The following is a 13890-nucleotide window of genomic DNA, read 5'->3' as shown; positions in this document are numbered from 1 at the left end:
TATTCACCCTTTTTGCTTACTCAATCTTATTGGATTGTAATGAAGTCAGCTGTAGCTTCTACAGTATAACCTAAGTTTTGAACTTCTGTTAAACTCACGTAAGAAATACCTTTTTCACTGATTGTGTTAAGTGCTTTAAAAGTGCCCCCTACTTCAATACCAGCTTTTTTAGCCACTGCATCATATTTTACTTCTTGGCCTAAGTAACCTAAAGTTAATTTTGCAGGTATATAAACCTCATTATTTTTTACAATAACTTGGCAACTTTCTGATTGACCCATTGCATTCATAAGCGTATTGTCAAGTCGATTGATGACTACCATTTGTGGCATCATTTCATTCATAAGTTCTGCTTGAGTCATTTCTAATACTTTTGTTGGTGCTACAATTTCTTTTGCTTCGGCTTTGCCTACAACCATATCCATCGTCATGTTGAATACTGCATTATCAAGTACAGGTATAGTCATATTCATAGTCATTTTTTCATTGACTTGATCTTTGCCAAAAGTATAATCTACTTTAACATTTCCCTTAACCATAGCTTCTGCAAGTGGAATTAATTGGTCAAGTTGCACTTTTACTTCATCCATTTGAGCTTTTAATGCGGTAATATCTTCATCTGGAATATTTAAGTTATACTTTTTATTTAAGCTTTCCATGTTATTAGCTGTTGTTAAAATAATCTGTTTAACAAATGCTAACATTTCTTTTTCATCTAAGTCAATAGTATATGTATTATCTTTTTTTGTAATTTCTACATCTAAACCAAGTTCTGTTGCTATATCTTTCATCATATCAGCATATTTTTCTTTATCTGCTAACATCCCTTGCTGAGTCATTTCCATAATCATAGCTATTTGTGCATTGTCATCTGTAAAAGTAATAAACTCTACTTCAGGATTTGCAAAACTTGCTGGCACTGGAAGTCCACTTGTTTCAAAAAGTTGAACAAAGTAATTTTTGCTCATATACATTTTGCCATCTTTCATGAATATTTGAATATCATGCATCTTCATATCCATACCCGCTGCACTCATATCCATATTCATGGTTAATTCACTACTCATATCTTCTGTATTGGCAATCCCATCCATAGTCATGACCATTTTCATTGTTTCACCTTGCATGGTCATATCCATATTCATTGTGCCTTTAATGGTACTGGCTGCCCAGTTACTAGATTCTTGGCATTTGCTCCAGAATTCTAATTGGGTTGTGCTACAACCTGTGAAAACAAGTGCTAATGCAAGTAAGAGCATAGGAAATAATTTCTTTTTCATAACTAACCTCCTTAAGTTTATATTTACAATTATATATACATGCACAAATTTTACAAGTTGTTTAAACAAATATTATTATTACTATTTGGTTACATATTTTCCTCTACCTTGATTCTTTAGAAATTGAAGCGTCTATTCTATATTTATTTTAGCTTAATTTTAATACTAAGCTTTATCTTTATGCTATAATGAAATAAATTTATTATGTGAGGTGTTGTTATGTCTATTCAAAAAGATTTTTATGCTAAGCAATCTACTGTAATCATGAAACAACTAGGCAAACGTCATATGAATGGCTACTACTGTGAGACTAAAGAGGCAGCCTTAAACCTAGCCCTTTCCATGATGCCTGAAGGTTCTAGCATTGCTTGGGGTGGCTCCGAAAGCATTAAAGAAATTGGCCTTTTAGATGCACTTACTACACAAGCTACATACACCCTTTATGACCGTGCCAAAGCTGTCCCCGGAGAAGTAGATGAGATGCTTCGCAAAGCTTACTTTGCAGACTTCTACTTAATGAGTAGCAATGCCATTACACTAGACGGAGAACTCATTAATATAGATGGGAATGGAAACCGTATATCTGCTCTTATCTATGGTCCTAAAAAGGTAATTATGATTGTAGGGATGAACAAAGTTACCACAAATGTAGAAACAGGTATTCACCGTATCAAAAGTACAGCCTGCCCTGAAAACGGCATCCGCTTAAATCGCCAAACACCTTGTGGCCTAACAGGGGTTTGTGGCAACTGCTTAAGCCCAGACTGTATGTGTATGCACACACTCATCACACGCAATAGTCGCGAAGCTGACCGCATTCATGTCATTCTAGTAGGAGAAAGCTTAGGGTACTAAACCTTAAGCTTTCCGAATTAATTTAATTTTTAGTCTCGATTTGGGAATATTGACAAGCGTATAGTAATATGATATTCTATGAGGGTATTGAGAAATGCGCTGCTATAGCACAGTCGGTAGTGCACTACATTGGTAGTGTAGAGGTCATCGGTTCGATTCCGATTAGCAGCTCTATAGAAAAATCTAAAAACTTATTTTTGATTAGAACTGTCACTTTTGTCGGGTGGACAGTTCTTTTATTTTGCTGAGTACACCTAGAAAAGCCCCAGTTATTTCAACTTTCGAAATAACTGGGGCTTTTGATTAACAACTCAGCATTTTCATATTGATCAATGCTGTAATATTAACAAAGAATGTTCTGATATCTAGTGCAGTGTAATAAATATCCTCTACCTCACCTACAATATCTACACCTTTACCTACATGACTACCTGGAGGCAAGATAATAAAGGTACTAAATGGGATGCTATAGTGTGCAGAGTGTACACCTTGTTCTGCATCTAATGCTGTATACTCAATGACAAGATTAAATGTGCCTCTTATAATAGCTTTGTTTCCTGTCAATTGTTGTCCCTCTATATTCGTGGTAATCGGTGTGGTAATGATATTGTAATGATTAATATCAATGGTTCCTGTCATGTTATTAATCACTTCAATATTGGGTTTGGCTTCTGGAATCATCAAATATTTCTCAATACTCATTTGCTTGAATTGACTAATCTCTACATTGATCTCACTCATGGCAAGTGCACCTTCTTGAGTCTTTGTTCCTGTACTACCATCTGGTAATTGATACGTATACGTGACGCTAGCTTGATTGGTTAAGATCCCTCTACAATTGTTTGTTGTAATCGTTGCTTGATACGTAATAGTTACACTTGATTTTGCTGCAATATCGGGGATAATAATACCTTTTGTCATGTCTACACTATTAACAACCTTACCATTAATGCTAAAGCTTCCTGGCACTAAAGTAACTTCTTTAGGTAACGCATCTGTAAATAAAATATTACGTGCTGTAACATCACCTGTGTTGGTCACCTTAACCGTATAGGTTACTGTATCTCCAATTGCAACAGTTTCTGGTGTAGCAGTTTTCTCTACTACTAGACTTACATTAACCACATTCAAGCTTACTCGATTACTTTGGGTTTTTCCACTTTGAGGTGGTCTATTAGGCAATGTATAAGCGTATTGACCCTGTACTGTATTTTCAATAGGTGTTACTTTATCGCTCATTACTTGTGCCTGGAACTGAAGTGTTACTGTCTGACCTACAGCAAGTGTGCCTATATTGATACCGTTTAAGATACTTACATTTAGCATAACCTTACCGTTTAACATCACACTATTTGATACAAAGGATAAATCACTTGATAATATATCTGAAATCACTACATTATCCAAATTGACATTACTTAGTACCGTACTCCCTTGATTGGTTACCTTGATAGTATAAGTGACTACATCCCCAATCACAGCATATTGCTTATCTACAGATTTAACGAGCACTAATTTTGGATTATAAATATTAACACCTGTTTGATCTGTAGCTGTTGCTTGAACAGGTTCTTCTGGGCGTGTTGTATCTACTGTTGCTTCCGCTACTACATTCACTACATTCTTAAATGTGCTGATATTAACATCTGCTTGAATAATTACAGTTATGGTTACAACTACTGTTTGCCCTATAGCGAGTGTACCTATATTTATGCCTGTGCGGATATCTCCTGTAACCGTCACGCCACCCACCTGAATTTGTTGTACCTGAAAACTTGTTGGCAACTCATCTGTGACAACTACATTATCAAGCGCTATATCACCTGTATTAGTTACCTTCATGGTATAGACTAAAGGTTCTCCTACAGCCACATTCGTTGGGCTTGATGTCTTAGTAACTGCCATACTTGGTGCGTATACTTTCACTTCATTTACTGGACTGGTTGCTTTGCCACTAATAGGTGCAGCTGTTGGATTCGCACGATATACGTAGTTGGCTACTGCTGTATTTCCAATCTGCTTATCAGCTGGAATAGCTACTACTTTCACATCAAATGTGATGGTAGTGGTGGCTCCAGCCACGATATTGCCAACAAGTAAGCCTGTTTGAATATTGCCACTTACAGCAGCACCATTAACCGTGAGATTGCCTACATAACTTACTTCTTGTGGTAATACATCCGTCACAACGACCTGCTCAGCTGTTACCCCACCCTTATTCATTACTTCAAGTGTATAAGTGATGGTATCCCCTACACTTACGCCTGCTACATTAGCAGTCTTTATCACTTGAACATTATTGACTAAGTTAGTTGCTGTTGCCACGCTGTTTTGTGGATTAGCATCTGGTGTTTGGCTAGTAAGTTTACCTGTATTCACAACAGTTGCCCCTGCTTTGTCATTGACTGCACCACGTATTTTAACGATTTGGGAACTCTTTGCTTTAAGTGTACCTACAGCTAAAACTCCAGTCCATGGTTGCCATGTGGTACCACCATCTGTACTGTACTGTGGATTATCAATTGAAGCGGGTATAACATCTGTCAAGACTACATCTACTGCATCTGAAGGTCCTGCATTGCTCATGGTAACCGTATAGGCTACTTGCCCACCCACTGTCACTGGATTAGGTGTTCCTACCTTAGTAAGAGAGAGGTCTGCTAAAGTCGTAATAGACGCACTAGTTGTCGCGATATTATTACTTAGATTAGGATCTTGGGTTGTCGTGCTTACTTCACTTGTAGTCGCAAGTGTACCCGTTGCTTGTGAGTCTAACGTCCCTCTGATGAGTATATCTTTATTGGTGTTTGCTAGCATAGTGCCTAACGCTAAACTTCCAGTCCATGGTAACCACGTCGTACCTCCATCTACACTATACTGTGGATTGTTAACAACTGGTGGTATAGCATCTGTAAGTGTTACATTTTGAGCATCAGATGGGCCTTGATTAGCTACATGGATTGTATAGTTTACTGGCTGACCTGCTACTAATGGTACTGTGTTTAAAGTATTCGTTACTGCCATATCCGCTATTGGCATAAATGGTGCTGTACTGGTAGACTGATTGTTACTTAAGTTTGGATCTGGTGTGGTACTACTAATGGCACCTGTCGTACTGACACTGCCCGTAGCAGATGGACTTACAGTGCCTTTGATTAAAATATTTTGTGTCGCACCTGATGGCATAGTACCTAATGTTAAGCTTCCCGTCCATGGTAACCACGTCGTACCTCCATCTACACTATACATTGGATTTACAACAGTAGAGGGTACTCCATCTGTTACCACTACATTTTGAGCATCTGAAGGTCCTAGGTTAGCTGCTGTAAGTGTATAGGCAATAGGCTGGCCTGGTACTACTGGCGTGGTATTTAAAGTATTGGTAATACTAAGATCTGCTGATGGCTGTGCAGGCGTTGTAATCGTTGATGTGTTATTTGCCACATTAGGATCTTGCGTTTGACTTTGCACACTTGCTGTATTATCAACAGCACCTGTCATAGAAGAGGTCGCTGTTCCTCTAATCATTACAGTGATTGTACCACCTGCTACAAGTGGTCCAACATTTACATTTCCTACCCATGGTTGCCAGTTACTGCCTTGACCAATCAGATACTCTGGATTACTAATTCCTGCAACGACTGCATCTGTGAGTGCAATAGCTGATGCATCAGATGGTCCTACGTTGTTCACAGTCATGATATACTCTACCATTTGACCAGGTACTATTGGATTCGTCTTAGCCACTTTAGTCACGCTAATGTCTGCTGATGGACTCACTGGGGTCTGAATAAACACTGTATTATTAGCTGAATTAGGATCTGGTGTGGTACTTATTGCCTGGGCTGTGTTTTTCACTGGCGTGGTTACACCTGTTGGCACCATACCACGTACTAAAATAACTTGCGTGCCTGCTGCGCCAACTGCTACTGTACCTAGTAATACACTACCTATATAAGTGTTCCATGTGACGCCACCATCTAAGCTTACTTGTGGACTTGTTAGCCCTACAGTATCTTGCACGACTACATTACTTGCTGGAGATGGCCCATTATTGGTTACTGTCAAGGTATAAGTAGCCATAGTGCCTGGTACTATAGGATTAGGTGAACTGGTCTTGGTGATGACCACATCTGCTGAGATAATCTGGGTAGATGTGGGATTACTTAACTGGGTCACTGCAAAGGTATTACCAGGAAGTGGTGTGAAATTGAAGCTACTATTAGCCGTATTCAAAGAAGGTGTAGGTGTAGCCGTTGTTGTCGTACCACTATAATAAATGGTTACTGTTTGGCCTGGTGCGACTGCTCCCACATCAATCGTTAATTGAGAAGTTGTAGACGTATTAACAAGAGGTCCGCTCTCTCCTACTACCTGTATACCTGGCACATTAAGTGTCACACCTGTTGGCATAGGATCTGTTACTAAGAAATTATCTGTAGTAATCGCACCATTATTAGTAATGGTTAAGCTATAATTAATCATATCTCCTGCCGTTACACTAGGTGTGGCTGTCTTAGTAAAACTAATATTAGGTGATTGGACACCAATCTGGAATCCTAATACTGGTATATAATAGGTGTCAAAATTTGTCGTTAATTCCAATACGCCATTGGTTTCTCCATTGATAAAGGCTGCTGTACCATCTACGTTAGTAATATCCCAGTCTGATCTTACTGCCGGTAAAAAACCACCGGGTGGATTGTTGTAATTACCAAAAGATCCTGTGGTGTCTAGTAACCCTTGGTCATTATTGATCTGACCTCCAAAAAAGTTATTCACTGGATTATTAGGCCCACTTAATGGCGTAAGCATAGTATTAGTAGGTCCTATTAAGATAGAATCTCCGTAATTTCCTGTATTTCCTTGCCCAGCTCCTACCAGTACTCTTACATCAAAGCTACCTGTAAGAGGTGTTGCAAAGCCTGTTATAGGTACATCTACCGGTGGTGTAAACCACTGAATAACAGGATTTCCTACATAGATATTTAACTGTGCATAAGGTAATGTATTATTGGTATAGGCTACTGCAAGCACCCATCCAGCACAGGTTACATCTTGAGCCTCTGGATTTAAAGTAGCTGGTACACCATCTACCTCATAGGTTCCTGCACCAGCAGCAGCAACCAAAGCCGTTACATTTTGGCTTCTTGTATAAAACACTTGTGGCACTGGCGTGGTCTCCAGTGCTGTGGCTGGATCATAGGTAATCTGTTGAGTTGTCAGTGGTGTCTTAAAAGTAATGGGGGTATTCAGTGTACTTATGGGAAGTGTACCCGCATCATTATTACTTGAACCTCCCCATATTAATTCTGCATAAAGCACTGTACTGTCTGCTGGCATATTAAGTACCGCCGTTGAACCATTTTGTTGCCAATTTAGCGTAGCAGGTGCTGGGTATCCTGCAACTGCTAAACCTGCTGTAGTCGATAAAAAGGCTCCTATCCCAGTACCTCCAGCAAAATCATAACTACTAAAGCCCAGTGTATTGCCTGTAAAAGTCAATGCACCTTTTGTGACATTTGTGTATCTTTCAATAAATGCCATACATAAATCCTCCTATTCTCTAAGTTATAATAGGCTTCTAACCTTTTAAATAATGGTAAGGAAATTTTCAAAATTTCCTTACCACTGTCAAACTAACATACTTTGACATCTACAAAAAGCATTACACACTTATGAATTGTTCTTGTATCTAACATTCTTGCACAACTATCTTCTACATAGGCACTCACTGTTACACGATTTGATCTAAAAAGGTCGCATACTTTTTTGCCATCTATATATTCGGGTAGGATAACAAAAATACTCTTAAGCGTTTCATAATGTGCTGCATGCACACTTTGGGTAGGTTCATTGGCTACATATGTTACTTTTTCCTTGAGATTCACTTCTACAACCAATTTTACTCCTGTTAAATTTTGCCCTTCAAAACTTCTTCCTTTAGGTGTTTCAATAAGATTTACATTGACGACCTCTGGCCATACCAATACATCTAGCAATCTTTCCATATCTGGTTTCTGTGGTGGGATACTTAAGATTTCGCACACCATTTCTTCTTTGAAATATAAGGATTCTACTGGCAAATTTCCTTGAATAGCATTACCTGTTTGACAAGACATTCTCTTTCCCCCCTAACACAAATCAGCTGTAAGCATCATTGTTATATTATTATAAACACATCTTGAATCTAGTTGCTCTGTATGAATATCTTCTACAAGGACATTTGCTGTAATAATTGAGTTTGGATTGAATTTTTCGGGTAATACAATATATCCACAGAATGGAATAACTGTATGTGCAGTATGCATACTTTGTGTTGCCTCGAGTGCCACATATTCTACTTTATAATTGATATCACCTGCTATCATTAATTTATACCCTGTTACATGTTGCCCCTCAATAGATGTTCCTCTTGGCGTTTGTATTACTTTTTGCTGTACAATACATGGTCTTGCCCATACCTTTACTACTTGTTCAATATCAGGTTTTTGTGTTGGTACACAAAAGGTAAAGTCTTTAATAACTTGATTAAAGTTTGGCAAGTTCTCATATTGACATACAGAAATCCCATGATACTCTACCAAATTACGTTGTGTGATTGCCATATTAATCCTCCTTAAAAAATATTTAGACATATAAGCCTAATATATCTTATGTACTCACACCTTTCTTGGTGTTTAATTATCGTCAGAGATTTAATTTTTGTTATTAGGGACAAAAAAAGCCCAACAAAGTAGACTAATCTGCTTTGTTGGACCAAATTTAAAAGCTATTTATTTTTTAAATTGACAGCTTAAAATCTTAGCATTAATAAGCACTGTTGTATTGGTGAAGAACTTCCTGATGTCTATTGCATTGTAATAAATGTCTTCTACAAGGCTATCGATTTCTATTCTTCTTCCTATACTATAGTCTTTTGGCAAGATGATAAAGGTACTAAATGGCACGCTATAGTGTGCGGAGTGTACACTTTGGATCTCATTGAGGGCTGTATACTCAATCACAAGATTCAACGTACCTCTTACAATCAGTTTGTATCCTGTCAAATTTTGTCCCTCTACACTTATGCCTTGGGTGGTCTCAATCACATTCATACTGCCGATATCAATCGTTCCTGTCGCATTGTTGATGGCTTCTATATCAGGTTTGGCTTCTGGTATACACAGATAGTTTTCTATACTCATCTGCTTAAACGTACTGATGTTCATTTGTAAGCTCACACTATTACTAACATCATCTGTCATCAAAGTACCTGTTGTACCGTCTGCTAACTTATACTCATAGGTTGCCTGTGCAGCGTTTACAAGCATGCCACTACAGTTACTTCCTGTCACTTCTGCTTGATACTTGAGCGTAATGGTTTGACCTACTCCAATAGATGGGATGATAATGCCTACTGCTAAATCTACATTGTTGACAACCTGACCATTAAGTGTAAAGCTGCCTTCTACAAAATTCATTTGTGCAGGTAGCTGATCTGTAAAGACTACACCAGATACTGGCACTTCTCCTGTATTGGTAAGCATGACGGTATAGGTGACAGTATCTCCCAAGCTCACCGTTGCTTCATCAGCTGTTTTTACAAGTTTGAGGCTAACCACTGTGATTTGTAACGTGTAAGGATTACTTGTTGTTGTGCCTACTTGCATAGGTCTTCCTGGAAGGGTGTATTCAAAACTTCCGGTCGCTGTATTCACAATAGGTCTTGGGTCTGCGCTGATAACTTTGGCTTGGAATGTCACAACTTTTGTCTCGCCAATGCCTAAAGTACCGATGTTAACACCTGTTAAGATATTTCCGCCTACAATATTCATACTACCTGATATGAATTCAAGTCCTGCTGGAAGAAGATCAGAAATCATTACGTTATTGAATGCTATATTGTTAAGGATTGGATTACTTGAGTTAGTTACATTGAGGGTATAAGTGACGACATCTCCTACGATCACATTGGCTTTGTCGGCACTCTTTACAATCACAAGTGTTGGGTTGTAGAGTGCTATACCTGCTGTATCTGTTCCTTCACCTGGAATCTTATAGGGTGGCTGATTAGGATTTACAAGGGCTTCTCCTACTCCCTTTACAACATTATTGAAAGTGCTGATATTGGCAGTGTTTGCCACTTCGATCGTCACTTCTACAGTCTTAGTCTGGCCTATTGCTAAGGTACCGATATTGATACCTGCTCTGATATCTCCACTGATGGCTACACCATCTACTGTAATCCCTTGAACCATAAAGCTTGCTGGAAGATTATCTGTAACCTTTACGTTGTTAAGGATAATATCTCCACTATTGGTTGCTTTAATGGTATAGACAAAGGCTTCACCTACCACTACAGATGGTGTACTTGCCACTTTCGTCATATCAAGTTTTGGACTATAAAGGGTCACTTGATTGATATTGCTCAGTGCTGTGCCTGGTATAGGTGCTGATGCTGAGTCTTTTCGGTAAACGTAGTTGGCACTTCCTTGGTTCTCTACTTGTGTATCCTCAGGTATACTTGTAACTTTGGCATCAAAAGTGATAAGAACGGTTTGACCTACTGCCACATTGCCTATTGTGACCCCTACTGTAATGTCTCCAGCTGTTGGTACACCACCTACTTGAAGATTGTTAGCATAGGTGAGGCCTACTGGCAACACATCTTGAACCACCATGTTTTCAGCTACTACTTCTCCATTATTAACTACTTTAAGCGTATAGCTAATGGTATCACCTAATACTGCGCCTGTTGTACTCGCTGTTTTGATGAGGTCTATTTTATTTACCAAAGTTCTTATGGTTACTGTATTATTAGCTGGATTTGGATCGGGTGTAATACTTGTTATACTTGCTGTATTGGTTAGGTTGCCTGTGACACCATTATTAACCGTACCTGTGATTTTTATCACTTGTGACTTATTAGCAGGCAAGATCCCTATATTGAGGCTGCCTACCCATGGTTGCCAAGTACTACCACCATCTAGACTATATTCTGGGGTATCTAGACTACTTGCTACTGCATCGGTTACCAACACACTTTGTGCATCAGATAATCCAGCATTGGTTACTGTAAGGGTATAGGTAATAGGATTACCTGGAATAGCTGGATTTGGTGTGCTTGTTTTAGCAATACCCACATCTGCAGATGTGGTGATCTGTACTGTATTGGAGCTTGTATTGTTGGCTAAGTTTGGATCTTTGGTTGGGCTTGCTACTGTTGCTGTAGTTGTAAGGCTTCCTGTAGCAGATGGACTGACTGTACCTCTTAGAAGTATGGTTTGCCCAGTTCCTGCTACCAGCGTACCAAGTGATAAGTTTCCTGTCCATGGCTGCCAAGTCACACCATTATCTGTACTATACTCTGGATTTAAGATACTTGGTGGGACGGCTTCACTTAAAACAACATTTTGAGCATCAGATGGTCCTGCATTTTTCACTGTAAGGGCATAAGCTATTGGTGCGCCTGCTACGACGGGTGTCGTATTTAGGGTATTGACCACGCTGACATCTGCTAAGACGTCAATAGGTGTTGTTACTGTGGCCTTATTATTAGATGGATCTGGATCTGGCGTTGGGCTCGTTGCACTTGCAGTATTAACCAGGTTACCTGTTGCAGCTGAACTCAGTTGTGCGCGAATACTTACTTTTTGAACTGCATAAGGTGCCATATTCCCTACGACTAAGTTTCCTGTCCATGCTTGCCAAGTCACACCACCATTGGTGCTATATTCTGGATTCAAAAGCGTTGCTGGTATCGTATCACTTAAAACAACACTTTGAGCTGTAGAGGGTCCTGCATTAGTCACTGTAAGAACGTACCCTACTTGCTGACCGGCTACGACTGGTGTCGTAAGAACTTTAGTCACTTGTACATCTGCGGATGGTGCTACTGGGGTTTGGATAGTTGCTGTGTTGTTGCCTGGATCTGGATCTGGCGTTGGGCTAGCTACCTTCACTGTATTGCTTACACTACTTGTGGTGCTAGGATCTACTACACCTTTAATCTCTACGTTTTGTGTCTGACCTACTGTAAGTGTACCTAGTACTAAGTTACCTGGCCATGGTTGCCAAGTAGCTCCGCCATCTAAGCTGTACTGTGGTTGACTAATAGCTGCTACTACTGTATCTGTTAGGATGACTGTTTGAGCATCAGAGGGTCCTGCATTTTTCACGACCATTGTATAAGTGACATTGCCACCAGGTACAATAGGGGATGGACTTGCAACTTTTGTTACACTGATATCTGCAGAAGGTGCAGCGGGTGTACTAATCACGCTTGTATTGTTGCTTGGTATTGGGTCTGGTGTTGGACTTGTCACGGTGGCTGTATTGGCTACATTACTTACTACATTTGAGTTGATAATGCCTCGAATCAAAATGATAACTTGAGCACTTGAGACTACCGTGCCTACATTTAGGCTTCCTGTCCATGGTGCCCAGGTCACACCGTTATCTGTACTGTACTGTGGACTGGTCATTGCACTTGGTATAGAATCTGTCACTGTGACATTTTGTGCATCTGATGGCCCATTATTGGTTACTGTAAGGGTATAAGTGGCTTGCTTACCAGGTACAACTGGACTTGGACTTACTGTTTTGACTATGGCAAGGTCTGCTGATCCCGTCACAGGTCCTGTAGCTGTAGCTGTATTGTTTGCTAGATTTGGATCTGGTGTGGTACTTGCTACTGTGACTGTATTGGCTAGGTTGCCTGTTGCTGAAGAGGCTACTGTGCCTTGTATTAAGATATTTTGTACTGCACCTGCAGCTAGGGTATTTAGTGCTAAAGTGCCTACCCATGGTATCCATGTGGTACCACCATCTAGGCTATACTCTGGACTTGTAATAGCAGATGCTAGTAAATCTGTTACGGTGACATTTTGTGCATCAGAGGGTCCTGCATTTTTGACTACGAGCGTATATTTAATGGTTTGACCTGCTACAATAGGTGTGGTGTTGATAGTCTTAGTCACACTCACATCTGCTGAAGTGGTGATAGGTGCTTTCACATCACTTGTATTGTTGTTTGTGTTTGGATCTGGCGTTTGACTACTGATAGTCGCTTGGTTATCTAAGATACCTGTTGCATTGGGAGCAACCGTTCCTTTAATAAGGATAGTGTCTGTTGCGCCTACTGCCATAGTGCCAACAGCTAAGCTTCCTGTCCATGGTTGCCAAGTACTGCCATCATCTGTGCTATACTGTGGACTTAAAATAGTGGCTACTATTGGGTCTGCTACAACTGCACTTTGAGCTGCTGAAGGACCTGCATTGCTAATTACAAGGCTATACTCTATAGGCTGACCTGCCACCACTGGTGAGGTAAGCACTTTCTTAACTATTGAAAGGTCTGCTGATGGGGCGACTGGCGTATTCACGTTTGCCGTATTATTAGCAGGTACTGGATCTGGTGTTGGACTGCTCACGTTGGCTGTATTGGCTACATCCGTTATTGCTGTAGCGTCCACTATGCCTTTTACTAGTATGCTTTGGCTTGCACCTACTGCTAGATTACCAAGGCTTAAGCTACCTGCCCAGGGTTGCCAGGTGGTGCCACCATCTGTACTATACTGTGGACTTGTAAGGGCTGTTGGTATAGCATCTGTAAGGGTGACTGTCTGTGCTACAGAAGGACCTACATTCTTCACAGTAAGTGTATACGTTGCAAGCGTACCTGGTACCATAGGTGTAGGAAGTGCTGTCTTGGTCACACTGATATCTGCTGAAGTATCAATAGGTGTTGTGAGCGTAGTTGTATTATTATTTT

6 protein-coding genes and 1 tRNA gene are annotated in these 13890 nt (G+C 39.9%); 2 read left to right on the top strand and 5 right to left on the bottom strand.

All coding sequences use genetic code 11. The features are described 5' to 3' along the window. Positions 1-26 precede the first annotated feature (26 nt). On the bottom strand, positions 27-1280 hold the full coding sequence (locus RRY75_RS08830) for a hypothetical protein (protein ID WP_332527497.1): 1254 nt from the start codon (positions 1278-1280) through the stop codon (positions 27-29). 219 nt (positions 1281-1499) lie between these two features. On the opposite strand from RRY75_RS08830, the gene RRY75_RS08825 reads away from it, so the two are divergent. Continuing rightward, on the top strand, positions 1500-2135 hold the full coding sequence (locus tag RRY75_RS08825) for a lactate utilization protein (RefSeq protein ID WP_332527498.1): 636 nt from the start codon (positions 1500-1502) through the stop codon (positions 2133-2135). 98 nt (positions 2136-2233) lie between these two features. Then, positions 2234-2306 (top strand) — tRNA-Thr (locus RRY75_RS08820). 132 nt (positions 2307-2438) lie between these two features. On the opposite strand, the gene RRY75_RS08815 is transcribed toward RRY75_RS08820, so the two are convergent. The 4 genes from RRY75_RS08815 to RRY75_RS08800 all read right to left on the bottom strand — a co-directional run. Next, positions 2439-7682, bottom strand: coding sequence for a DUF7507 domain-containing protein (locus RRY75_RS08815; RefSeq protein WP_332716410.1), 5244 nt, complete (start codon positions 7680-7682; stop codon positions 2439-2441). Positions 7683-7774: 92 nt separating this feature from the next. Next, on the bottom strand, positions 7775-8257 hold the full coding sequence (locus RRY75_RS08810) for a hypothetical protein (protein ID WP_332527500.1): 483 nt from the start codon (positions 8255-8257) through the stop codon (positions 7775-7777). Positions 8258-8269: 12 nt separating this feature from the next. Further along, positions 8270-8743, bottom strand: coding sequence for an SPOCS domain-containing protein (locus RRY75_RS08805; RefSeq protein ID WP_332527501.1), 474 nt, complete (start codon positions 8741-8743; stop codon positions 8270-8272). 168 nt (positions 8744-8911) lie between these two features. Then, positions 8912-13890 (bottom strand): DUF7507 domain-containing protein (locus tag RRY75_RS08800; RefSeq protein ID WP_332716406.1); only part of this gene is annotated, 4979 nt, incomplete at its 5' end.

The organism is Niameybacter sp. (assembly GCF_036655075.1).
Classification (GTDB): domain Bacteria; phylum Bacillota; class Clostridia; order Lachnospirales; family Cellulosilyticaceae; genus Holtiella.
This window is presented reverse-complemented; position numbering and strand designations above follow the sequence as displayed.